This is a genomic window from Sphaerisporangium sp. TRM90804 (assembly GCF_029846175.1).
Classification (GTDB): Bacteria; Actinomycetota; Actinomycetes; order Streptosporangiales; family Streptosporangiaceae; genus Sphaerisporangium.
Genome location: NZ_JARWAC010000011.1, coordinates 365376 through 389005, shown reverse-complemented (window position 1 = coordinate 389005; position 23630 = coordinate 365376). Strand labels below are relative to the sequence as shown.

At 71.4% G+C, this 23630-nt stretch carries 22 protein-coding genes; 7 read left to right on the top strand and 15 right to left on the bottom strand.

Annotated features, from left to right (window positions below; genetic code table 11):
* Positions 1 to 1146 (top strand): acyl-CoA dehydrogenase family protein, encoded by a 1146-nt coding sequence (locus PYR91_RS16630; protein WP_279780724.1) that lies wholly within the window; start codon positions 1 to 3, stop codon positions 1144 to 1146.
* 25 nt (positions 1147 to 1171) lie between these two features.
* Here PYR91_RS16630 and PYR91_RS16625 read toward each other — a convergent pair whose 3' ends face one another.
* The gene (locus PYR91_RS16625) at positions 1172 to 2347 is read right to left on the bottom strand and encodes a hypothetical protein (RefSeq protein ID WP_279780723.1); all 1176 of its coding nucleotides are present in this window, start codon (positions 2345 to 2347) and stop codon (positions 1172 to 1174) included.
* Positions 2348 to 2742: 395 nt separating this feature from the next.
* Between PYR91_RS16625 and PYR91_RS16620 the strand changes: the two genes are divergently transcribed.
* The gene (locus PYR91_RS16620) at positions 2743 to 2970 is read left to right on the top strand and encodes a hypothetical protein (RefSeq protein WP_279780722.1); all 228 of its coding nucleotides are present in this window, start codon (positions 2743 to 2745) and stop codon (positions 2968 to 2970) included.
* 7 nt (positions 2971 to 2977) lie between these two features.
* Here PYR91_RS16620 and PYR91_RS16615 read toward each other — a convergent pair whose 3' ends face one another.
* Positions 2978 to 3754 (bottom strand): alpha/beta fold hydrolase, encoded by a 777-nt coding sequence (locus PYR91_RS16615; protein WP_279780721.1) that lies wholly within the window; start codon positions 3752 to 3754, stop codon positions 2978 to 2980.
* Between the two features lie 143 nt (positions 3755 to 3897).
* Between PYR91_RS16615 and PYR91_RS16610 the strand changes: the two genes are divergently transcribed.
* Together PYR91_RS16610 and PYR91_RS16605 are read left to right on the top strand one after the other, a co-directional pair.
* Positions 3898 to 4794: a diacylglycerol kinase family protein gene (locus tag PYR91_RS16610; protein WP_279780720.1), complete on the top strand. Its 897-nt coding sequence runs from the start codon at positions 3898 to 3900 to the stop codon at positions 4792 to 4794.
* A gap of 415 nt (positions 4795 to 5209) precedes the next feature.
* Complete coding sequence (locus PYR91_RS16605) at positions 5210 to 5785, top strand: RICIN domain-containing protein (protein ID WP_279780719.1); 576 nt, start codon at positions 5210 to 5212, stop codon at positions 5783 to 5785.
* Positions 5786 to 6933: 1148 nt separating this feature from the next.
* On the opposite strand, the gene PYR91_RS16600 is transcribed toward PYR91_RS16605, so the two are convergent.
* The 4 genes from PYR91_RS16600 to pdxH all read right to left on the bottom strand — a co-directional run bounded on the left by PYR91_RS16600 (position 6934) and on the right by pdxH (position 12285).
* Positions 6934 to 9162: a SpoIIE family protein phosphatase gene (locus PYR91_RS16600; RefSeq protein WP_279780718.1), complete on the bottom strand. Its 2229-nt coding sequence runs from the start codon at positions 9160 to 9162 to the stop codon at positions 6934 to 6936.
* A 162-nt stretch (positions 9163 to 9324) separates the two neighbouring features.
* Entirely contained in the window at positions 9325 to 10029 is a 705-nt protein-coding gene (locus tag PYR91_RS16595) for a metal-dependent transcriptional regulator (RefSeq protein ID WP_279780717.1), read from the bottom strand.
* 190 nt (positions 10030 to 10219) lie between these two features.
* Positions 10220 to 11536, bottom strand: a complete 1317-nt coding sequence (locus PYR91_RS16590; protein WP_279780716.1) for an MFS transporter — start codon at positions 11534 to 11536, stop codon at positions 10220 to 10222.
* A 95-nt stretch (positions 11537 to 11631) separates the two neighbouring features.
* The gene (pdxH, locus tag PYR91_RS16585; RefSeq protein WP_279780715.1) at positions 11632 to 12285 is read right to left on the bottom strand and encodes a pyridoxamine 5'-phosphate oxidase; all 654 of its coding nucleotides are present in this window, start codon (positions 12283 to 12285) and stop codon (positions 11632 to 11634) included.
* Positions 12286 to 12455: 170 nt separating this feature from the next.
* Between pdxH and PYR91_RS16580 the strand changes: the two genes are divergently transcribed.
* Together PYR91_RS16580 and serC are read left to right on the top strand one after the other, a co-directional pair.
* Positions 12456 to 13562, top strand: coding sequence for a citrate synthase 2 (locus PYR91_RS16580; RefSeq protein WP_279780714.1), 1107 nt, complete (start codon positions 12456 to 12458; stop codon positions 13560 to 13562).
* A 185-nt stretch (positions 13563 to 13747) separates the two neighbouring features.
* Positions 13748 to 14860, top strand: a complete 1113-nt coding sequence (gene serC / locus PYR91_RS16575) for a phosphoserine transaminase (RefSeq protein WP_279780713.1) — start codon at positions 13748 to 13750, stop codon at positions 14858 to 14860.
* A 66-nt stretch (positions 14861 to 14926) separates the two neighbouring features.
* Here serC and PYR91_RS16570 read toward each other — a convergent pair whose 3' ends face one another.
* The 9 genes from PYR91_RS16570 to PYR91_RS16530 all read right to left on the bottom strand — a co-directional run bounded on the left by PYR91_RS16570 (position 14927) and on the right by PYR91_RS16530 (position 22920).
* Complete coding sequence (locus PYR91_RS16570) at positions 14927 to 15337, bottom strand: BlaI/MecI/CopY family transcriptional regulator (RefSeq protein WP_279780712.1); 411 nt, start codon at positions 15335 to 15337, stop codon at positions 14927 to 14929.
* Positions 15338 to 15454: 117 nt separating this feature from the next.
* Entirely contained in the window at positions 15455 to 16096 is a 642-nt protein-coding gene (locus PYR91_RS16565) for a rhomboid family intramembrane serine protease (protein WP_279780711.1), read from the bottom strand.
* 195 nt (positions 16097 to 16291) lie between these two features.
* Entirely contained in the window at positions 16292 to 17056 is a 765-nt protein-coding gene (locus tag PYR91_RS16560) for a crotonase/enoyl-CoA hydratase family protein (protein ID WP_279780710.1), read from the bottom strand.
* 21 nt (positions 17057 to 17077) lie between these two features.
* Positions 17078 to 17851: an SDR family NAD(P)-dependent oxidoreductase gene (locus PYR91_RS16555; RefSeq protein WP_279780709.1), complete on the bottom strand. Its 774-nt coding sequence runs from the start codon at positions 17849 to 17851 to the stop codon at positions 17078 to 17080.
* Positions 17852 to 17898: 47 nt separating this feature from the next.
* Positions 17899 to 18240 carry an STAS domain-containing protein gene (locus tag PYR91_RS16550; protein ID WP_279780708.1) on the bottom strand — a complete coding sequence of 114 codons (342 nt, stop codon included), beginning with the start codon at positions 18238 to 18240 and terminating at the stop codon, positions 17899 to 17901.
* 65 nt (positions 18241 to 18305) lie between these two features.
* Positions 18306 to 19052 carry an ABC transporter ATP-binding protein gene (locus tag PYR91_RS16545; RefSeq protein WP_279780707.1) on the bottom strand — a complete coding sequence of 249 codons (747 nt, stop codon included), beginning with the start codon at positions 19050 to 19052 and terminating at the stop codon, positions 18306 to 18308.
* On the bottom strand, positions 19049 to 19813 hold the full coding sequence (cbiQ, locus tag PYR91_RS16540; RefSeq protein WP_279780706.1) for a cobalt ECF transporter T component CbiQ: 765 nt from the start codon (positions 19811 to 19813) through the stop codon (positions 19049 to 19051). Before cbiQ ends, PYR91_RS16545 begins: the two co-directional genes overlap by 4 nt.
* On the bottom strand, positions 19813 to 20850 hold the full coding sequence (locus PYR91_RS16535; protein ID WP_279780705.1) for an energy-coupling factor ABC transporter permease: 1038 nt from the start codon (positions 20848 to 20850) through the stop codon (positions 19813 to 19815). The genes cbiQ and PYR91_RS16535 overlap by 1 nt, the downstream gene beginning before the upstream one ends.
* A gap of 267 nt (positions 20851 to 21117) precedes the next feature.
* Positions 21118 to 22920 (bottom strand): glycosyltransferase family 2 protein, encoded by a 1803-nt coding sequence (locus PYR91_RS16530; protein ID WP_279780704.1) that lies wholly within the window; start codon positions 22918 to 22920, stop codon positions 21118 to 21120.
* A gap of 134 nt (positions 22921 to 23054) precedes the next feature.
* On the opposite strand from PYR91_RS16530, the gene PYR91_RS16525 reads away from it, so the two are divergent.
* Complete coding sequence (locus PYR91_RS16525) at positions 23055 to 23432, top strand: STAS domain-containing protein (RefSeq protein WP_279780703.1); 378 nt, start codon at positions 23055 to 23057, stop codon at positions 23430 to 23432.
* The last annotated feature ends 198 nt before the right edge of the window (positions 23433 to 23630 follow it).

Genomic DNA, 23630 nt, shown 5'->3' with positions numbered 1-23630 from the left:
ATGGATCGGAACCTCTTCGAGGAGGAGCATCTGCTCTTCCGTGACACCGTTCGCGAGTTCATCGCCCGCGAGGTCGTGCCGCACCACGACCAGTGGGAGAAGGACGGCATCGTCCCCCGCGAGGTGTGGAAGAAGGCCGGCGAGCTGGGCATGTTCGGCTTCTCGGTCCCCGAGGAGTACGGCGGTTCCGGGATCACCGACTTCCGCTTCAACACCGTCATCGTCGAAGAGATCATGAGGTCGGGCAGCACCGGGCTCGGGTTCGGCCTGCACAACGACATCATGGCGCCGTACATGGTCGACCTCACCGACGACGACCAGAAGCAGCGCTGGCTGCCCGGCTTCGCCTCCGGCGAGCTGATCACCGCCATCGGCATGACCGAGCCGGGCGCCGGCAGCGACCTGCAGGGCATCAGGACGACGGCCGTCCGCGACGGCGACGACTACGTCGTCAACGGGCAGAAGACGTTCATCACCAACGGCATCAACTCCGACCTGGTGGTGGTCGTCACCAAGACCGACCCGACGGCCGGGGCGCGCGGCACCACGCTGCTGGTCGTCGAGCGCGGCATGGAGGGCTTCTCCCGGGGCCGCAACCTGGAGAAGATCGGCCTGCACGCCCAGGACACCGCCGAGCTGATTTTCGAGAACGTCCGCGTGCCGGTCGCCAACCGGCTCGGCACAGACGAGGGCCAGGGCTTCTTCCAGCTCATGGCCAACCTGCCGCAGGAGCGCCTGTCGATCGCCGTGTCGGCGGTGGCGGCGGCCGAGGCCGTGCTGGAGACGACGATCGAGTACTGCCGCTCGCGCCAGGCGTTCGGCCGCAGCATCGGCGCCTTCCAGAACACCCGCTTCGTCCTCGCCGAGCTCTCGACCGAGGTGGAGATCGCCCGCCACTACGTCGACAAGTGCGTCCTGGCCCTCAACGCCGGCAAGCTCACCCCCGTGGACGCCGCCAAGGCCAAGTGGTGGACCACCGAGATCCAGCACAAGGTCATCGACCGCTGCCTCCAGCTCCACGGCGGCTACGGCTACATGCTGGAGTACCCGGTCGCCAAGGCCTGGCTGGACAGCCGCGTCCAGACCATCTACGGCGGCTCCACCGAGATCATGAAGGAGATCATCGGCCGCTCCTTCGGCTTCTGACGCGGCGACGGCCCCCACCCCGGCGTCACGGCACCAGCGTGACCCACCGGTGGGGGCCGTCGCTCGCGCGGCGGGGATCGAACGACAGCGCGAGCCCGCCGTCGAAGGGGATGGCGAAGTCATCCGCTATCGTGCCGAAGTCCCCCGGGGACCCCATCCACAGCTCCCACAGAAGCGCGCCGTTCGCGGTCAGGTCGTAGGCGCGCAGCATCGGCGTGCGCCCACCGCCCACGTAGGCGACCGTATCCGCCAGCCGCACCCATGAGGCTTCCGGGTCGACCCGGAAGACCAGCGGCGAGCTTGAACCGTCGCTGAACACGCGCAGCCGGGCGACGGGGGTCAACACGGCCAACCGGTAGGTGTCGCCGACCCGGACGAGGTCGTGACGGGCCGAGCTGCCCGCGCTTGTCCACTCGGCCATCCTCTGAGCCTGTATGCCACCGGGGCCCGCCACGAGCACCCGGTCCCTCAGCACGATGAGGACGTGGTCGCCGGGCATCGGTACCGTCTCCTCGACGCCCGAGTGCGTGCTCGGCAGCGCGGCCGCCCCCACGTAGGCGCCATCCGCGGCGAGGTGGATCGACAAGCGCTCATCCCGGTACAGGTGGGCGTACAGGTATCGGCCCGATACGGCCAGCGGAACGCCGCCGCCCTCTCCCCGGCGCGGGTCGCCCATGCTTCCCCCGGTGGTGCGGCTCCAGATGTGCATGCCCGTGGTGGCGTCGTGCGCGGTGAGGCCGCGCCCCACCCCGATGAAGACCCGCCCATGGCCGGTGGTGTGGACCGACGCCCGCTCGCGCCAGAGCAGGCGGCCGTCTCGCGCCGAGTACGCCTCCACCCATCGGTCCCACAGCACCGACCCGGCGAGAGGAAGGTTGATCGTGCGCTCGGCGTTCCGCGTGGTCACCAGGACGTCGCCGACCACCTCCAGGGGGTCCGTGTGCGCGGTCGAGCCCCCAATGCCGGGTTCTGATTCGACGGCACACTCCCGGACCCGGCGGGCCGGGAGGTCCACCAGGGCGAGGTACCCGTCGTGTGACGAGACGCGTATGAGGTTGGACCTGGCCGAAAGCGTGGTCGAACCGTTGAAGCGAAGGCCCGGTACCCGCAGGCTCCACAGGATGGTTCGCGTGTCGAGCCGGGTCGCGCTGAGGACCTTGGTGGCCCCGTCCAAGGCGTAGGCGAGGGACGGATCGTTCACATCCGCCACCACCGGATGAATCCAGGGTCGCGGAGCCGGCCGTCTCACCGGCATGCTTCGGACCCCACGCGCCATCGGCCTGACGGCCGGGCCCTCGCCGGCGGGCGACGGGGTGGAGAAGCCGGTGCAGGAGACCCTCAACGGCTTCGGGTGCGGGGCCAGGAAAGGCGTCCACGGTGTACACCCGTGCAGGACGGACAACGCGAGCGCCACGGCACCCAGCAGCAGGAAGGCGACGTATGCCTCGCGCTCGGCTTTGCTCCGGTGAATGCGCGGAATGTCCTGCACGGTCGCACTCGCTTCCGTCGGGGGACGCGTCTCCAGTGTGGGCCGCGGCAGGTCACGAGCCGACACCGACGGTGTCACGGTCGGCCGCTTGCGCGCGGAGCGGGGGCGTGGGACGCATACTGGTCTGCGAGTGCTCGGGCGAGGCCGGCGGTTGCGCGGAGGCGGTGGCGATGGACAACGGCGGGCTGATCCTGCTGATCTTCCTGGCGTTCCTGTTCGTGTGGGGCCTGAACCGCGTGCGCAGGTCGCTGCGCTTCGGGCCGGTGGCCTACACCGGCATCATGGTCACCTTCGTGATCGTCATGCTGGCCGTGTACACCCAGAGCATTCGCTGAGGCGTGGTCAGTCCCGGCTGCCGTCCAGCAGGACACGGGCGACGAGGCCGGGGTCGTCGCTCATGGGGACGTGGCCGCAGCCCTGGAGCAGCTTCACCCGCTGCTCGGACCACCTGGCCGCGCGTACGGCCTGGCGCCGCCACAGCAGGCGGTCGCGCTCGCCCCACGCGATCGTGATCGGCACCTTGGCGCGGCTGGGCGGCACCACGGCCCTGAACGAGTCGAGCGTCTCGTCGAAACCCGGGCCGTCGCGCAGGGCCCGCCCGGCGGCGACCACGGCCTCCGGGCTCAACCCGCCGGGCCTGGCCACGACCAGCCCGATCGACAGCGCCCGCCCGGCGGTCGAACCCGCCACCGCCGTCATGCCGTCCGGCGGCAGCGCCTTCACCAGCCGGTGCAGGCCCCGCAGCGCGGCGCGCACGTAGGCGTGCTCAAGGGCGTTCCAGAACCCGGCCGGCGACAGCGCCGTGGCCGTGCGGACGCTGCCCCGCGCCGCCAAGGTCAGCGCCACGTAGCCGCCGAGCGAGTTGCCGCCGACGTGCGGCGTCGGCACGCCGAGCTCGGCGCAGAAGAGCTCCACCGCGTCCGCGAGCGTCTGGGCGTTGTACGGCGTCCCGGACGGCAGGCCGGGCGAGGCGCCGAACCCGGGGAAGTCGACCGCGATGACGTCGCGCGACCCGGCGAGCAGGTCGATGACGGGCCGCCAGGCCTGCCGGTGGTGGCCGATGCCGTGCAGCAGCACCAGGGGTGGTCCCTCGCCGCGCCGTTCGTAGGCCAGTCGCATGCGGTCGAGTCAAACACCCATCGTCGCCGCTGTCACCGCGCCCCGGCGGCGCCGCCTCCCAAAGAGAGGGCACGTCAGGGCCACACTATTCCCCCGCAAACGGCAGACCCGGTGAACCCCGATTCTGTGGGTAGTCAGCAGACATGGCTCGGAAGATCGCGGTGATCGCGCATCAGAAGAAGACGTTCGGCGGCGGGCTCGACCAGCTGCGCGTGCTCCTGGCCGAGCACGACGTCGGCAAGCTGCTCTGGCACGAGGTGCCGAAGAGCAAGAAGGCACCCAAGCAGGTGCGCAAGGCCCTGAAGGAAGGGGCCGACCTGGTCTTCGTCTGGGGCGGCGACGGCATGGTGCAGCGCTGCTCGGACGCCATGGCCGGGTCGGGCGTGCCGATGGCCGTCCTGCCTGCGGGCACGGCCAACCTCTTCGCGGCCAACATGGGCATCCCCGAGGACCTTCCCGAGGCCGTGCGCATCGGGTTCCAGGGCGAGCATCGCAAGCTCGACCTCGGCGTGCTCAACGGCGAGCACTTCGCGGTCATGGCGGGCGCCGGGTTCGAGGCCCAGATGATCGCCGACTCCGACAAGGACGCCAAGAGCCGGCTCGGGCGCCTCGCCTACTTCAAGGCGGCCGTGCAGCACGTGGGCGGGCCGCTGGTGCCGATGAAGGTCAAGATCGACGGCGTCGACTGGTTCGACGGGCCGGCGAGCTGCCTGCTGCTCGGCAACGTCGGCACGATCACCGGGGGCATCGAGGCGTTCGACGACGCCCGCCCGGACGACGGCTGGCTGGAGGTCGGCGTCTCGACCGCGCAGGGGCCGATCCAGTGGGCTCGGGTGATCGGCAAGATGGCCACGGGCCGCTCCGAGGAGTCCCCGTTCGTGCGCATCACCCGTGGTCGCAAGGTGACCGCGACCTTCGAGACCCCGCTCACGTACGAGCTGGACGGCGGCGACCGCGACGCCACCACCAAGATCAAGGCCGAGGTGGCGCCCGGCGCCCTGACCCTGTGCGTCCCCGAACCCTCGCCCCAGGACGACTAACCACCCCACCGCCCCCGGCACCGGCCCCCGGCCGCCGCCGGGGGCGATTCACGTCCTGCCCCCTGCGGAGCGGATCCGCGTCCGAAACACCCCTGGGTGCTGGGGACACGCGACAGACTCGCGGCTGAAGAACGACACCGGCGAGGCAACCGGCGGTGGGCTCGCGTCTGAGATTCACCCCGGGCCGGACGACCCCGCGAAGACCCACGTGTGGAGTAAGCCCTCGATCCACAGCGGGCTCGCGTCTCGCGACGACGACTCGGCGCGCGTGCGTGGAAGCCGGTCCACCAGCCGCGGACGAGCATGATTCACATCTGAGTACTGCATTACTCATGTGCGGCGGCTCGTGAGTCGAGAGTGTCGGTGGTGCAAGCCCGACAGCACGGGGACCTTACCCTCCACGGGGAGTAACACAATGGAACGCTCCATCAGCCGCATCCTCGGTATCGCCGCCGCCTCCGCGATCGTCGCGGTGGGCGCACCCGCCGCCGTCTCCGCCCAGACCGCCGCCCAGACCGCCGCCGGGGCCTCGGCCGCGCGCGTGCCCGTCTCCACCATGTACCAGCTGCAGAACGTGCAGACCGCCAAGTGCCTGACCATCGCGGGCGGCGTCAGCACCGCCAACAACGTGCTCTCGGTGCAGTACAACTGTGACTCCGACTACTCCCGCCGCTGGACGATCAGCGACTACACCGGCACCGGCCAGTTCCAGATCCGCAACGTCCAGACCGGCAAGTGCCTCACCATCGCCGGCGGCGTCAGCACCGCCAACAACGTCGACGCCCTGCAGTTCACCTGCGACAGCGACCCCTCCCGCCGCTGGACGATCCTCGACTACACCGGCACCGGCCAGTACCAGATCCGCAACGTCCAGACCGGCAAGTGCCTCACCATCGCCGGCGGCGTCAGCACCGACAACAACGTGCGCGGCCTGCAGTTCACCTGCGACGCCGACCCCTCCCGCCGCTGGACCGTGAAGCTGGCGGGCTAACCCCACCCACCCGGCCCGCGGGGACCAGGCGACACCCCCTGCGGGCCGGGCCCCGGCCCGCCCGCAACCAATCCCCCGCCAGAACCCAACCACCGGCCGCCCCACGAAATGCGCCTCCGGCGCAGCCTTCCAAGGGCGGCCCCCATCCCACCCACCGTCGCCGTCGCCGTCGCCGTCGCCGTCGCGCAAGCCAAGTCGCCTTCCGCGTGCATAGGGCCTCCCTCAGGCGCCGCGTCGGTGAAACGGATCTCTCCCCGTCACACAAGCTGCCCCCTCCGCGCGCCAACGCCCCCTCCTGCACCACACCGGTGCCACGGGTCTCTCACCAGCGCACTAGCTGAACCCCCCTCCGCGCGCATAACGCCTCCCTCGGCACCACGCCGGTGCCACCGGTCTCTCACCAGCGCACAAGCTGAACCCCTCTCCAGTGCCGCGCTGCTGACACGGGCCCCTCACCGTCACACAAGCTGACCCCCCGCGCGCACAACGCCCCCCTCCAGCGCCACGCGCAGTGACACCGGCCCCTCACCAGCGCACAAGCTGAATCCCCTCCACCTGCGTATCGCCTCCATTCGGCGCCGCGTCGGTGAGAACGGGTGCGGCGAAGTCGGCGCCGTCGTACGGCGACCGGCCCTGGGCCGCAACCAGGCATGCATATGGGGAAGGACAATCGCCCGAGTCCTGTCGGTGAGGACCGTCAGTGCGGGCGGTTGCCGGCGCGACGGCGGGTGGTGGGCCGGTGGCGAGGGGCGCCCCTGGGAAGGCGCGCCGAAGGCACCATTTCAAGGACGGCAGCCGGTGGTCTCAGGTCGCGCCCGCCACGGGCGCGTTCGCCTTCACCGCTAACGATGTCGCACACCCTGCGCCGATAGGGCGGGGCCGCGCCGAACGTCCCGGCCTACTCAGGAGGGATGCTCGCGCGACGCTGGGGACGGGCTGGGTGAGGGTCGCCCTTAGGAAAGCGCGCCGAAGGCACCATTCGCGAGGCGAGGGTGCGATCACCGCGAGGGTTCACCGGGTTGCGCGCCGTACGGCGGCGCCGACTTCGCCGTACCACCGCTCACCGACCCGCCGCCGGGAGGAGGGACCTGATCGGCGGACGGGAGAACCTGCTCGCGGCCCTTGGGGGGGTGGGCGGGAAGTGCTTGCTAGCGGCCCTTGGTGGGGATTTCGAACCAGACGGCCTTGCCCTCCTTGGTGGGGCGGGAGCCCCAGCGCTTGGCGAGCTGGTCGACCAGATAGAGGCCTCGGCCGCCCTCGTCGTTCTCGCCGGCGCTGCGGATGCGGGGCAGGCGCAGGTCCTGGTCGAAGACCTCGACCCAGATGGACTCCTCGCCCCGGCGCAGCCGGAGGGTGAACTCCTTCTCGTTGGCCATGTCGTCCATGCCCGGGACGTCCCAGGACTCGTCGAACGGCAGCGGGGGGCCGTCGAGCAGGACCAGCTCCCTGCGCGGGACGCTGGCACTGGCGGCGTGCAGCACGACGTTGGTGACGACCTCGGAGACCAGCAGGCAGGCCAGCTCCGACCGCTCCTCGGGGACGCCCCAGGTGGCGAAGGCCTCCGACGCCATGCGCCGCGCCTCGCCCACCATGATCGGCTGGGCGGGGAAGGTGCGCTCCTCGGACGCCAGCTCCTTGGCCGCCGACCGGATCACCAGGATCGCCATGTCGTCGTCGATCTCGCCCGGGACGGCGTCGGTGGCGACGTTCGCCATGCGCTCGACGCTTTCGGAGGAGACCTTGGCGACCTCCTCGCACAGGACGCGCAGCGTCTCCTCGTCGGAGAGCGGCTCCTCGCCGGAGTCGCGGGCGGGACGGCGGTCGAGCAGGCCGTCGGTGTAGAGCAGCAGGGTGGCGCCGGGCGGCAGGACCCGGGTCTCCTCCTTGTACACGAGGTCGGCGTGCATGCCCTTGGCGCTGACGCCGAGCGGCTGGCCGACCTCGGAGATGTCGAGCTCGGTGACCGAGCCGTCGACGATCAGCAGCGGCGGGGCGTGCCCGGCGTTGGCGAAGGAGAGCTGGCGCGACCACGCGTCGTACACGAGGTACTGGCAGGTGACGATCGGCGGGGTGCTGACGTCGGCCCCGAAGTCGTCGTGCTCGATGGGGGCGACGATGCGCGTCCACTCGTCGAGCCGGGCCAGGATGTCGGCCGGCGACTTGTCGTCCTGCGCGAACGCGCGCAGCGCCGCCCTGAGCTGGCCCATGACCGCGGCGGCCTTGGCGCCCCGGCCCTCGACGTCGCCGATGACGATGCCGACCCGGCCCGCCGACAGCGGGATGACGTCGTACCAGTCGCCGCCGACCTGGGTCTGGATGCCCTGGCCGTGTGAGGCCAGCGGCGCGGCCGGCTCGTACCGGACCGCGATCTCCAGGCCGTCGAGCTGGGGCAGCGCGCGGGGCAGCAGGTACTTCTGGAACGACTCGGCGGTGTGCCGCTCCTCCTCGAACAGCAGCGCGTTGTCGACGGCGATCGCCACCCGGGTGGCGATCGCGCCGACGAAGTCGCGGTCGAAGGCGTCGTAGTGCGGCGAGTGCCGGTTGGTGAGGTTGGACATGCCGAGGTACATCAGCCCGAGCGTCTCGCCGCGCGCGCACAGCGGCGCCACGATGGCGGACGTCATGCCGATCTCGCCGCAGAGCCGGGTGCTCTCCTCGCTGGGCGAGGGGTAGCTCATCTGCGCGAAGTCCTCGACGATGATCGTCTCTTGGCGGCGCAGGGCGATGTCGGCGTAGTGGCCCTGCGGGTAGCGGATCTCGGAGCCGACCGGGCGCCACGTGCCGGGCGGGGGTGTCCACCCCTTCACGTGGGTGGAGACCTTGCGGACCATGCGGTCGCCCTCGGTCAGCTCGATGAAGCAGTGGTCGGCAAACTGGGGCACCAGCATCTCGGCGACGCGGTTGAGGGTCTCCTCGACGTACAGCGAGCTGGCGAGGCGCTCGCCGATGCGCTCCAGCAGCCCGAAGCGGTCTTTCTCGCGCTCGTTGCTGCGCATGGCCTCGCGGGCGCTGATCACGATGCCGGTGACCGCGCCGGAGGGGTGCCGCAGCGGCACGGCCTGCGCCCGCACGTAGATGATCGTGCCGTCGACGCGCACGACGTCGAAGGTGCCCTCCCACACGCCGCCCTTGAGGACGTGCTTGGCCAGCTCGACGGCCATGGGGTGGTCCTTGTCCATGATTCCCAGGGACAGGACGGCGTCGTCGCCGCCGGCCGGGTTGTCGGGGCGGCCGAACAGGCGCTCGGCGAACGGGTTCCAGTAGAGGACGTTGCTGAACCGGTCGGTGACCACCACGGCCATCTCGGCGAGGTCGAGCACGGACTCGGCCGTGAGATGGTCGGCCGCGTCCTGGGAGAGATCCCCCCATCGCTTCATCTCGCGGCCACCCCTTGGTGAGGGTCGTTCGAACAGCGGACCAAAGGTGCTCCTGCAGCCTCGACGGCACGGCTTCTTCCCGGAGGGCCCGGGCGCGCCGGGCCCGGGGGTTCGGGGAAGGGCGACTTCCCCCGCGGGCCCGAGGGGGCCCGCCCGGGGCGGTCAGCGCTTGGAGACGAAGACGTGCGCGGCGACATCGCGCGAGAGCTCCGCGGGAGTGCTGTCCGCTTCATCGTCACCTGTCACCCGTACACCGTCGTCGCTCGCCGCGAGCGTCACCTCGCGTCCGGGTTGTATCCCAACTTGCTTGAGTTTAAGCATCACAGCAGGATCACTTTGCACTTGTTCGCTAATTCGCCGCACAACTACGGGTATACCCGAGGGTCCGGCCAGATCAGCCATGGCGGAGATCACCTCATCTGCGGACAACTCCGGCTCTTTGCCGCCCAGTTCGTCCAACCCCGGGATGGGGTTGCCGTGCGGGCAGACGACGGGGTTGTCGAGCAGTGTGAGCAGCCGGGCCTCGACGGCGTCGGACATGACGTGCTCCCACCGGCAGGCCTCGACGTGGACGTCCTCCCACGGCATGCCGATCACCTGGGTCAGCAGGCACTCGGCGAGGCGGTGCTTGCGCATCACCCTGATGGCGAGCGTGCGCCCGAGGTCGGTCATGGCGAGATGGCGGTCGCCCTCGACGCGGACCAGCCCGTCGCGCTCCATGCGGGCGACCGTCTGGCTCACCGTGGGGCCGCTCTGCGCCAGGCGTTCGGCGATGCGCGCGCGCAGCGGGGTGATTCCCTCTTCTTCCAGCTCGAAGATGGTGCGGAGGTACATCTCCGTGGTGTCGATCAGACCGTGTGCGGTCAAGGCTCCTCCCCTCCCCTTACCGATGCTACGTCCGCCCATGACGGGAAAAGCCCGGTAAGGACGGTTCAATACGTTTCCCCGGGGGGCACGGTTCGATGTCCGAACGAAGCTTACGCAGCCCGGCCGACAGAAGGACACGGACGACGGACGGCCACGGTGCCGGGAGGACACGATTTCCCTTACCAGCATCTCACTTCTCGGCCTCGGAGTCGTCCCGATGGCCTAGTTGTGATCTTGTCGCCGCCGGGCCGCGTCGCGAGGGATGGTCGGCCACGGCGTCGTACCGGCGGAAGGCCGGGACGGCGAGCCCCGCCGCCAGCACGGCGACCGCGCACAGCAGCCCGCCGCCCGCCCACGCGGGGACCAGCCCGAAGGTGCTCGCCGTCACCCCCGCCCGCAGGTCGCCCAGCCTCGGGCCGCCCGCCACCACGACCATGAACACGCCCTGCATGCGCCCGCGCATCTCGTCGGGGGCGTAGGTCTGCAGGATGGTCTGCCGCCACACCGCCGACACCAGGTCGGCGGCGCCACCGAGGGCCAGCAGCGTGACCAGCAGCCACAGATCCTGGGCGAACGCCGCGGCGGCCACCGTCAGCCCCCACAGCGCGATCACGAAGGTCAGCCCGAGCCCCTGACGGCGGACCCGGCCCACCCACCCCGACAGCAGCCCGGCCGTGACCGACCCGATCGCGATGCTGGCCGACAGCCAGCCGAAGGCGACCGCCGAGCCGCCGAACCGCTCGGCGGCCAGCTCGGGGAAGAGCGCCCGGGGCATCGCGAACGCCATGGCGATGATGTCCACGACGAACGACATCATCACCACCCGATGGCCGGCGATGTAACGCAGGCCGTCGACGACCGACCGCAGGCCGGGCCGGACGACGTCGCCGAGCGGGGGCAGGCGGGGCAGCCGGACGGCGGCGTAGAACCCGGCGCCGAACAGCACGACGTCCGCCAGGTACGCCGCGCCGAACCCCCACCGGGCGAGCACGACGCCCGCCAGCAGCGGCCCGAGGACCGAGCCGATGGCGCTGACCAGGAAGTTCATCGTGTTGGCCGCGGCGACGCGCTCCCTGGGCACCAGCCTCGGGATGATCGCGCCGCGCGTCGGCGAGGTGACGGCGAAGCCGGTCGCGTGCACGGCCACCGCGGCCAGCATGAGGTAGACGTTCTCCAGGCCCGACCACGCGTGCAGCAGCAGCGCCAGGGTGGCCAGCCAGGCGACCAGCGAGCCCGTGATCAGGAGCCTGCGCCGGTCGACCGCGTCGGCGACGGCGCCGCCCCACAGGCCGAAGACCACCAGCGGGATCAGATTGACCGGGCCGAGCAGCCCCACCCACAGGGATGACCGCGTGATCTCGTAGATCTCGGCGCTGACCGCCACCGAGGTGAGCTGGAAGCCGATGAAGGAGACGCCCTGCCCCGTCAGCAGCCGCCGGTAGGCCGGGACGCGCAGTGGCCGGGTGTCGACGGCGATGCGCCTCAGCACCGACGCGCGTCCCGGCATTCCCCCACCTCGTATCCCAGACCCGGGCGGCAAGCCTGAACCCAGGACAAATAGAACAACCCCGGCACTTTACCCAAGGCGCTCCCGAGCGCCGGTCAGGGGGCGAGGCGTTCGACCATCCAGGCTCCGCCGGCGCGCCGGTAGCGCAACCGGTCGTGCATGCGGTCGGCCCGGCCCTGCCAGAACTCCACCTCCGCCGGCACCACCAGGAAGCCGCCCCAGAAGTCGGGGATCGGCGGCTCCTCGGGCCAGCGCTCGGCCAGCTCGTCGTAGCGGCGGTCGAGCTCCTCCCGGGAGTGGATCACCGCTGACTGCCGGGACGCCCAGGCGCCGATGCGCGAGCCGTACGGACGCGAGTGGAAGTAGGCGGCGGAGTCCTCGCGCGGCAGCCGCACGACCGTGCCCTCCACCCGCACCTGGCGGCGGATCGGGTGCCAGGGGAACATCAGGCACGCGCGCGGGTTCTCGGCGAGGTCGCGGCCCTTGCGCGACTCGTAGTTGGTGTAGAAGACGAAGCCCCGCCGGTCGTAACCCTTGAGCAGAACGGTGCGCGCGGCGGGCCGCCCGCCACCGGACGCGGTGGCCAGCACCATGGCGTTGGGCTCGGGAAGCCCCGAGTCGACGGCGTCGGCGAACCACGACGCGAACTGCGTCACCGGGTCGGCCGCCAGATCGGCCTCCTCCAGCGGGCGTCCCTCGTAGGTACGACGAAGCCCCTCACACGTGTGCGGGCTCGATGAGTCATCCACAGACCGGTATTCTTCCGCGTCCGGCCCCATCACCGCATCGGCACCCCCCACCAGGGCGGATCGCGTTTCGGCGGGCCCTGCGACGGAGCACTCCCGGCCAGGGGGTTGAATATGACCCGCCGGTATCTCGACATCAAGGCTTTGACTTCAAGAAAGGGAGGCGGCCGAGAATGTCCGACTTCAAACCCGGGCTGGAAGGCGTCGTAGCGTTCGAGACCGAGATCGCGGAACCGGACAAAGAGGGAGGCGCTCTTCGCTACCGGGGCGTCGACATCGAGGAGCTGGTCGGCCGGGTCTCCTACGGGAACGTGTGGGGCCTGCTGGTCGACAACAAGTTCCAGCCGGGCCTGCCCCCGGCCGAGCCGTACCCCATCCCCGTGCACTCCGGTGACATCCGCGTCGACGTCCAGAGCGCCCTCGCCATGCTCGCCCCGGCCTACGGGTTCCGCCAGCTTCTCGACATCGACGAGCAGCAGGCCCGCGACGACCTCGCGCGCGCCTCGGTCACGGCGCTGTCGTTCGTGGCGCAGTCGGCCCGCGGCCTCGGCCTGCCCATGGTGCCGCAGTCGCGCGTCGACGAGGCCTCCACGATCGTCGAGCGCTTCATGATCCGCTGGCGCGGTGAGCCCGACCCGAACCACGTCAGGGCCATCGACGCCTACTGGACCTCCGCCGCCGAGCACGGCATGAACGCCTCCACGTTCACCGCGCGTGTCATCGCCTCCACCGGGGCCGACGTCGCCGCCGCGCTCTCGGGCGCCGTGGGCGCCATGTCCGGCCCGCTGCACGGCGGCGCCCCCGCGCGCGTGCTGCACATGATCGAGGAGGTCGAGCGCATCGGGAACGCCGAGACCTACGTCAGGAAGGCGCTCGACAACGGCGAGCGGCTGATGGGCTTCGGCCACCGGGTGTACCGCGCCGAGGACCCCCGCGCGCGTGTGCTCCGCCGCACCGCGCAGGAGCTGAACGCGCCCCGCTACGAGGTCGCGTGCGCGCTGGAGAACGCCGCGCTGGCCGAGCTGCACGCGCGCAAGCCCGACCGCGTGCTCGCCACCAACGTGGAGTTCTGGGCCGCGATCATCCTCGACTTCGCCGCGGTGCCGCCCCACATGTTCACCTCGATGTTCACCTGCGCACGCACCGCAGGCTGGGCCGCGCACATCCTGGAGCAGAAGCGCACGGGCAGGCTCGTCCGCCCCAGCGCCACCTACGTCGGCCCGCCCCAGCGCTCGATCGACGAGGTCCCCGGAGCCGAGCAGGTCGCCCCCAGGCACTGAGCGAGACTCCACGGCCGGCGCCCCCCGCCCGACGTACGCCCCCGCCCCCCGTACAACGGCCCGCAGCCCCCGGTTGCGGGCCTGTCGCGTTCATGCCGAACCCGGGCCTCTCTTTTGCCGAGTCCAGCCATCTCAGGATCCGGACCACGGACATGACACCCGGGACTGCTCACTACGCTGGTCGGGTGGCTGACATCCAGATTCCCGCTGAACTCAAGCCCGCTGACGGCCGATTCGGCTGCGGGCCCTCCAAGGTGCGCCCCGAGCAGCTCGCCGCGCTGGCCTCGTCCGGCGCGGGGCTGATGGGAACCTCCCACCGGCAGAAGCCGGTCAAGAACCTCGTCCGCAGGGTCCGTGAGGGCCTGGCCGGCCTGTTCGACCTCCCCGAGGGGTATGAGGTCGTCCTGGGCAACGGCGGCACCACGGCGTTCTGGGACATCGCCGCCTTCGGGCTCATCAAGGAGAGGTCCCAGCACCTCAACTTCGGCGAGTTCTCGTCGAAGTTCACCACGGTCGCCACCAAGGCGCCTTGGCTGGGCCGGCCCAGCGTCATCACCGCCGAGCCGGGCAGCCATCCGCTCCCCCGGCCCGAGGCCGGCGTCGACGTCTACGCGCTCACGCACAACGAGACCTCGACAGGCGTCGCCATGCCGATCGAGCGGGTGGGCGGCGACGACTCCCTGGTGCTGGTGGACGCCACCTCCGGCGCCGGCGGCCTGCCCGTGCGTGCGAGCGAGTTCGACGTCTACTACTTCGCGCCGCAGAAGAGCTTCGCCTCCGACGGCGGCCTGTGGATCGGCCTGTTCTCGCCGCGCGCGCTCGCCAGGGTCGAGGAGATCGCCGCCACCGACCGCTACGTGCCGGAGTTCTTCAGCCTGCCCACCGCGATCGACAACTCGGTCAAGGACCAGACCTACAACACCCCGGCCGTGGCGACGCTGTTCCTGCTGGCCGAGCAGCTCGACTGGATGAACGGCAACGGCGGCCTGGCCTGGACGACGGCGCGCACCGCCGACTCCGCCTCCCGGCTCTACACCTGGGCCGACAAGACGTCCTACACCACGCCGTTCGTCGCCGACCCCGCCCAGCGCTCCAGCGTCGTCGGCACCGTCGACTTCACCGGCGACGTCGACGCGGCCCAGGTCGCCAAGGTGCTGCGGGCCAACGGCATCGTCGACACCGAGCCGTACCGCAAGCTCGGGCGCAACCAGCTGCGCGTCGCGATGTTCCCGGCGATCGACCCCGCCGACATCGAGGCCCTCACGGGCTGCGTCGAGTACGTGGTCGAGCGGCTCTGACCCCGGCGCCGGGCCCGGAGCCCGGCCGCGCGTCCCGTCGCGAGCTCCCGCCCGCCCGGGCGGGCGCTACGCGGGCGGCGGCACCCAGCCGGGTCCGCCGGCGACGTGTCGCTGCTCGCCCGTGCGGCGGGCCAGCTCCTCCAGCAGGCGCAGGGCGTCGTCGATGTCGACGCTCTGCGCGAAGCGCGACAGCACCGGCGCGCGGTCGGGGCTCTCGGCGAGCGCCTCCAGCATCACGGCGGTCACGTGCTCGTCGCGCGAGTGGCTCGCGGCGTACCGGAAGGCCTTGCGTTCGGGCGTGCGGCTGAGCAGGCCCTTCTTGACCAGGCGCTCGGCGACGGTCTGCACGGTGGTGTAGGCGAGCAGCTTGTCGGCGTCGGCGTTGAGGGCGCCCTGCAGCTCACGTACCAGCATGGGGCGCGTGGAATCCCAGAGCACCTCCATGATGGCGCGCTCCAAGGACCCCAGGTTGTTCACGCCGTCATTCTCCCCCAGGCAAGCCTGTCAGGACCAGTAAAGATCCTTATCACCTAGATATCACATGCAAATTGTCATAAAGAGCGCTCTGCGATTTATCTGGTGGAGTGAGAGATATCAACCGATCGCTGGGGTTCGCCGCCTGCGGCGCAGCATCCAGGCGGCCAGCACGCCGCCGATGAGGCCGAACAGGTGGCCCTGCCACGAGATGCCGGGCTGGCCCGGCAGCACTCCCCAGATCAGCGAGTAGTACAGGACGGCCACGCCGATGCCGAGCACGATGTCGAGCAGGTGCCGGTCGAACAGCCCGCGCGTCACGACGTAGCCGAAGTAGCCGAAGACCAGGCCGCTGGCGCCCACCGTGACCCCCGGGGGGCTCAGGAACCAGATGCCGAGCCCGCTGACCAGAATGATGATCACGCTGGCCACGAAGAAGCGCCCCAGGCCCCGCAGCGCGGCCAGGAACCCCAGGATCGCCAGCGGCACGGTGTTCGCCATCAGGTGGGAGAAGCCCGCGTGCAGGAACGGCGCCGCGAAGATGCCGGCCAGTCCGTCCACGTCGTGGGAGACGATTCCGTACATGTCGAGGTTCAGCGGCAGGACGTAGTCGGCGATCTCCACCGCCCACTCGACCGCCACCAGGAGCGAGACGACGATCGCGGCCCCCAGCGCTCCCGTCGCCAGGCCGACCATGCGCCGTTTGACCGCATCGCCGGACGATCGGCCCCCCGGCGCCAGTGGGGTCGCGTAGCCGCCCATCGCTCTCCTCTTGTCATGCCTGGAACGTGCTATGCCGTTCCTTTTACCGTACGCGATGGATGTTTAACCCGCTATTTCACGTAGCCGGAAAAGCGCACGCCGTCCCCCGCAGGGTAGACGGCATGCGCCCTCCGCGCACGACGGCCTGGCCGAGGGCCGGGAAGTCCCGCCCTCAGGCGGCTGGACGCGGGCGGCTCACTCGCCCGCCCACTTCGGCGCGCGCTTCTCGGCGAACGCCGCGGCGCCCTCCATCGCGTCCTTGGACCCGAACACCGGATTGATGATCTTCGCCTGCTTCGCGAACATCTCCTCGCGCGACCAGTCGGCCGACTCCACGATGACCCGCTTGGTCGCCAGCAGCGCCAGCGGCGCGTTCGCCGCGATCCTGGCGGCGATCTCCCTGGCGGCCGTCAGCGCCTCGCCCGGCGGGGTCACCCGGTTGACCAGGCCCAGCTCGTACAGCCGCGCCGCGGAGTAGTGGTCGCCGGTCAGCGCCATCTCCATCGCGACGTGGTACGGGATGCGGCGGGGCAGCCGCATGACGCCGCCGGCGCCCGCGACCAGCCCGCGCTTGGGCTCGGGAAGCCCGAACTTCGCCTCCTGCGAGGCCACCACGACGTCGCAGGAGAGCACCATCTCGAACCCGCCCGCGAGGGCGTACCCCTCGACCGCCGCGACGACGGGCTTCTTCGGCGGCGACTCGGCGATCCCGCCGAAGCCCCGCCCCTCCACGACGGGGAAGTCGCCGGACAGGAACCCCTTGAGGTCCATCCCGGCCGAGAACGTGCCGCCGGCGCCCGTGAGGACGTACACGGAGACGTCCTTGCGCTGCTCCAGCTCGTCCACGGCCGCGACCACGCCGCGCGCGACGGCGCCGTTGACGGCGTTCCTGACCTGCGGCCGGTTGATCGTGATGACGGCGATGCCGTCAGACACCTCGACGAGAACCTCGTCAGACACCCTTACCTCCGATGCGGGAGCTCACTTGGGCTGGAACCGGATGCCGCCGTCGAAGCGGACGACCTCGCCGTTCATGTAGTCGTTCTCGATGAGCGCCCGCACGAGGTGGGCGAACTCGGACGCGCGCCCCATGCGCTTGGGGAACGGCACCGGCGCCGACAGCTTGGCCTTGAAGGCGTCCGCCTCGGGGCCCGAGCCGTAGATCGGGGTGTCGATGATGCCCGGGCAGATGGTCAGCACCCGGACGCCCACCGCCGCGAGGTCGCGCGCGGCCGGCAGGGTCATGCCGATGATGCCGCCCTTGGACGCCGAGTAGGCCACCTGGCCGGTCTGGCCCTCGATGCCGGCCACCGAGGCGGTGTTGATCACGACGCCGCGGGCGTTGTCGGCGTCGGCGGGCTCGGTCTTGGCCATGGCGGCGGCGCCGATGCGCATGAGGTTGAAGGTGCCGATCAGGTTGACGTCGATCACCTTGCGGTAGCTGGCCAGGTCGTGCGGCGCGCCGTCGCGCCCGACCGTCCGCGACGCCCAGCCGATGCCGGCGCTGTTGACGACCGCGCGCAGCGGCCTGCCGGTCGCCACGGCGGCCTCCACGGCCGCCTGGACCGACGCCTCGTCCGAGACGTCGGTGTGCACGAAGACGCCGCCGAGCTCGTCCGCGAGGGCCTTGCCGCGCTCGGTGTTGAGGTCGGCGATCACGACGGTCGCGCCGGTGCCGGCGAGCTCGCGGGCCGTGGCCTCGCCGAGGCCGCTCGCACCGCCAGAGATGATTGCTGCTGCTCCGTTCAGGTCCATATCCCGGACCCTAACGGGCAACCGAATGAAGTTCTACTAGGGGTGGCTCAAATCCCGGCCGACACGGCGGCGTCGACGTCCGGGTAGACCTTGATGCGCCGGTCGAGGCCGGTGGTGCGCAGGATGCGCGCGACCGGCGCCTGCGGGGCCGCGAGCGTGACGCCGCCGCCCTCGCCGGTGGCCAGCCGCCACGCCTCGATCAGCACCGACAGCCCGCTGGAGTCCATGAAAGAGAGCTCGCCGAGGTCGAGCACGAGGTGGTTGCTGTCCTTCTTGATGGCGTCGCGGACCTCCTCGCGCAGGAACGGCGCGGTGAACAGGTCGAGCTCGCCCTCGACAGCCACGACGACGGCATCACCGAACGCCCGCCGTGCGAGCCGCAGCTTCATTCGCAACCTCCTCGCGGCCCCACTTTACTTCGCAATCATGTGACCGATGCCTCCTCGTCCCAAGATCAGCGCATACCGGCGACGAAGCCGAACGGCAGCTCCAGGCGGTGCTTGGCCAGCAGCTCGGGGTCGGCCAGGATCTCGCGGGTGGCGCCGTCGGCCGCGATCACACCGTCGGACAGGATCAGCGAGCGCTCGCACAGCTCCATGGCGTAGGGCAGGTCGTGCGTCACCATCAGCACGGTCACGTCCAGCGACCGCAGGACCTCCGCCAGCTCGCGCCGCGATGCGGGGTCGAGGTTGGAGGACGGCTCGTCGAGCACGAGGATCTCCGGCCGCATCGCCAGCACCGTGGCCACCGCGACCCTGCGGCGCTGCCCGAACGACAGGTGGTGCGGCGGCCGGTCGGCGATGCCCGGCAGGCCCACCAGCTCCAACGCCTCCGTCACCCGCTCCTCCAGCTCGGGCCCGCGCATGCCCAGGTTGGCCGGCCCGAAGGCGACGTCCTCGCGCACGGTGGGCATGAAGAGCTGGTCGTCGGGATCCTGGAACACCAGGCCCACCCGGCGGCGGATCTCCTTCATGGTGTCCTTGCGCACCGGCAGCCCGGCCACCTCCACGGTGCCGTGCCCGGCGGTCAGGATGCCGTTCAGGTGCATGACGAGCGTGGTCTTGCCCGCCCCGTTCGGGCCGAGCAGCGCGACGCGCTCGCCGGCGCCGATCGTGATGTCCACGCCGAACAGCGCCTGCGTGCCGTCGGGGTACGCGTACGCCAGCTCGCTGACGCGCAGGGAGGGCGGGGTCGGGGTCATGTGAGGCTCCAGGACAGGACGGCGGTCGCCAGGGCGGCGGTGGGCAGCAGCGCGGCCGTGACCCAGCTTCCCAGCGGCGCCGCCAGGTCGTCGATCACGGGCATCGAGCCGCTGTAGCCCCTGCTGAGCATCGCCAGATGGACCCGCTCGCCCCTCTCGTACGAGCGGATGAACATCGCGCCCGCCGACTTGGCGAGGGCCGGCAGGTGCCGCACGTCGCGGGCGACGAAGCCCCGCGACTCCCGGGCGACGCGCATGCGGCGCATCTCGTCGAGGATCACGTCCATGTAGCGCAGCATGAACATGGCGATCTGCACCAGCAGCGGCGGCAGGCGCAGCCGCTGCGCGCCGAGCAGCATCATGCGCGGCTCGGTGGTGGCGGCCAGCAGGATGCTCGCCACCACCCCCAGGGTCGCCTTGGCCAGGATGTTCCACGCCGCCCACAGGCCCTCGGCGCTGAGCGAGAGGCCGAGCACGTCGACGCGCTCCCCCAGCCCGATGACCGGCAGCAGGAAGGCGAACAGCACGAACGGCAGCTCGATCACCATGCGCCGCAGCAGGAACCCGGCCGGCACCCGGGCGACGGCGGCCACCGCGGCCAGCAGCAGCGCGTACACCCCGAACGCCCAGAAGGCCTCGCGCGGGGTCGCCACCACCACCACCGCGAAGGCGGCCACGGCCGGCAGCTTGCACTGCGGCGCCAGCCGGTGGACGACCGTGCCGCCCGGCCGGTAGAGCTGGTGGTGGCCCCCCGCCCCCACTAGGCCTTCGCCCGCTCGCGGTCCTGGCCGCGCCGCCGGACGGCGTAGAAGATCGCGCCGCCCGCGACGATCGTGACCGCGACGCCCGCGACGCCCGCGACGCCCACGGCCAGCCGCTCGTTCTCGACTCCGGAGACGCCGTAGTCGGCGAAGGGCGAGCCGCCCAGGGCGTGCTCCTGCTCGTTGGCGTTGAAGCCCTTGTCGCCCGCGACCCGCTCAAGGCCGTCGGGGCTGCCGGAGGCGTAGAAGGAGACCACGCCCGCGAGCAGCACCGCGACCAGCGCGCCGCCGACGAGGAACGGCCGCGCGCCGCGCGCCGCCGGGGCGGGCTCGGCCTCCGGGGTGACCTCGCGCACATCGCCGTCGGCGGTGCGCAGCCGCAGCGGGGCGGTGAGCCCGCGCGCGCCGTACACGAGGTCGGGGCGGACGGCCAGCACGCTGCTGACGGTCAGCGCGGTGATCGCGCCCTCGCCCAGCCCGATCAGCACGTGCACGCCGCCCATGGCGACCGCCACGGAGGTGACGTCGATCGGGGCGGTGCCGCCGAGCCAGAACAGCGCGGTGAACGCCAGCGCCGAGGCCGGCACCGACAGGGCCGCGCCCACGAAGGCCGCGACGGCGACGACGGCGCGGCCGCGCGGCGCGGCGCGGACGATCAGGCGGAAGATCACCCAGCCGACGACGGTGGTGACGATCGCCATGAGGGTGATGTTGACGCCGAGCGCGGTGATGCCGCCGTCGGCGAAGAAGAACGCCTGGACGATCAGCACCACCGCCACGCAGAGCACCGCGGTATAGGGCCCCACCAGCACGGCGGCCAGCGCGCCGCCCAGCAGGTGGCCGCTGGTGCCGGCGGCCACGGGGAAGTTCAGCATCTGGACGGCGAAGATGAAGGCGGCCACCAGGCCCGCCATCGGCGCCGTGCGGTCGTCGAGCTCACGCCTGGCGCGGCGAAGACAAACACCGATCCCCGTGGCCGCCACGGCGCCGGCGACGAGGGACACGGGAGCGTTGAAGAATCCGTCTGGAACGTGCACTGCCAGCCTCCGGTGGAGCGAATAGGGCCAACTGTAGGCCATGCTCTTGTAGCTGCAAGAGAGTGGCAATACGCGAAGATGAACAACAGTGATCGCCGCGCGCACGACTTCCCGCCCGGCGCCGCGATCGCCGCGCGTGACGTCCCATGGGCGGCCCGTCGCGCGCGGCCCTCCGTTCTTCTGAGGGGCGCTCGGGCCGGTCGGGCACGGGGGCGATCGGGCCCGGGTAGGGGTCGGGCCCGGCCTCCGGGGTGAGGCGGGCGGGGGTCAGCGTCCGATGCGCATGGAGCGGCGGACGACCGCCCTCGGGCCTCTGGCCAGCACCGACACCACGAGCTTGCGGCGGACCTTCGAGGCGCGCGCCAGCGCCGTCCAGCGGCGGCGGCCCCGCCACCAGGCCACGCCGGGGCCGAGCTCGGCGTCGCCCACCTGGACGGGGTAGCGCACGGGCGGGCCGCCGAGGTCGAGCTCCAGGCCGGCCTCCCAGACGCCGGGGCCGTCGAGGGTGACCGTGGCGGTGAACCGCGCCGCGCCCAGCGGGGAGGCGGGCGCGCGGCGCTCGGCGCCGGAGGCCCGCTCGCGCCAGACGACGTCGCGCACGGTGCGCGCGGCGGCGCGCCCGTCACCGACCGTGACCGTGCCCTCGATGGTCAGCACCCCCTTGGGCGCCCACGAGGCGCGTGCCAGGCGCACGGAGCCGGGGACGGCGACCACGTGGCCGCCGACGTCGATGCTGAGGTTGCCGTACGGGCGGGTGAAGTAGGGGACGGCGACCGCCGCCGCCAGCCGGGGCCCGGGCGCCTGGACGGACGGGGCGCGGTCGGTGCCGAACCTGGCCGTGCGGCGGACGCCCTCGCAGGCGAGCACGACGTAGACGTCCCACACGCCGGGCGGCAGCCGCGACACCTCCACTCCGCCGGCGAAGACGTCGGCCACCGAGGTCACCGGGACGCGGCGCTCGGCGGTGGTGGAACGTTCCCGCAGCAGGAGGCCGACCGTGACGCCGTTCCAGGAGTCGGTCAGCGAGGCGGTGCCCGCGACCTCCAGGCGGTCGCCCGCCCACGCGAGGCCGGTGAGCCGGCACCGCACCCCGGCCGCCTCGACCCGCGCCAGCCGCGCGAGCCGGTCGACGTCGCCGAGCGAGGTGGCGCGCAGGCGGTCGATGGGCCGCAACCGCTCGAAGGCGCCGTCGGTCATCCACAGCGCGCACAGCTCGGCCACCTCGCCGGCGATGGCCAGCCGCGTCGCCGGGCCGGCCGCCAGGAACGGCTCGCCGAGCTGGGCCAGGATGTCGAAGCGGAAGTGCCGCCGCAGCAGGTGGTCGCGCAGCGGGCCCTCGTGCACGTGGCGCAGCATGAGCTCGACCGGGACGCGCACCATGCGCAGCCAGGCGAGGGGGTCGCGGCTGCCGGGCTCCTGCATGATGCTGCCGCCGTCGGGGCGGGCGACCAGGTTGTAGCAGTCGTGGTCGGCCACGACCGAGATGGTCTGGGCGTGGCAGTAGGCGTGGACGGAGAACACCATGTCCTCCCCGACGCGCAGCGACTCGTCGAAGCGGATGCGGTGCCGGGTGAGCAGCTCGCGGCGGAAGAGCTTGAAGCAGGCGAGGGAGTTGTAGACGGTGGTCTCGCCGAGCGGCGCGCGGTCGCGGTTCTCGCGGAACATCGACGAGGGCACCTTGCGGCCGTGACCGATGATCTTGCCGAGCACGATGTCGGAGCCGTTGCGGTCGGCCATGGCGAGCATGCGGAGCAACGCCTCGGGCCCGAGGTGGTCGTCGGCGTCGCAGAAGAAGACGTACCGGCCGCCGGCGTGCGCGATGGCGCGGTTGCGGGGGCGGGCGGCGCCGCCCGAGGCCGGCTGGTGGAACACCCGTATCTCCGGATGTCTCAGCGCGTAGTCGGCGAGAAGATCACGGCTGCCGTCGGTCGAGCCGTCGTCGACGACGACGATCTCCTTGCTGACGGACTGTGCCAGCAGCGAGGTGAGGCACCGATCGAGATAGGGGCGGCAGTTGTGGACGGGCACCACGATGCTGACGTCGACACGCCGATCACTTTCCGTCTTCATTGCACTTCATTATGTAACCGGTGACCGACGGGCCGAAGGCCAAACACGCCCTTGGCGTGACCCGGCCCTCGGGCTTATTTGAGCCTGCGGGCTTATTACCTTTTTGTCGGGGTAACGAGTTCGCATCGGAGGTGATGACGGTGGCTTACCCGACTCGAGAGACAGGACTCGACATCCAAGAATCGCAGGAAGGGCCGTGCGTGATCGTCCGCATCGCGGGCGAGCTCGACATGAACGCGGTGCCCAGACTGCGCGCCGAACTGGACGCCGCCGTGGAGCGGAGCCGGCCGCCGTTGCTGGTGCTCGACATGACCCGCACCACGTTCTGCGACTCGCTGGGGCTGGGTCTGCTCGTGGGCACCCTCACCAGGGTGCGCGACGCCGGCGGCAGGCTGGCGCTGGTGGTGGTCCCGGGCATGATCTCCCGGCTGCTGACCATCACGAACCTCGACCACCACTTCGAGGTGTACGGGACGACGGAGGAGGCGACGGCCGCCCTCAAGGCGTCCTGAGCTGGGCGCCGTCACACGGGTGACGGCCCGAAGGACTCTTCCCTCATCGGCGGGCCGGCGGCGGACACGCGACCGCGCGCGGCGGGAGGGCGGGAAGCCCGGGGAGTGGTGTCGCAGGGACGATCTTCCGCGCCCGGGGGGCCGCGAGGGTGGATGTGCATGGGTGAAGGCTGTTAGGCTTTGACGTTCGACTACCTA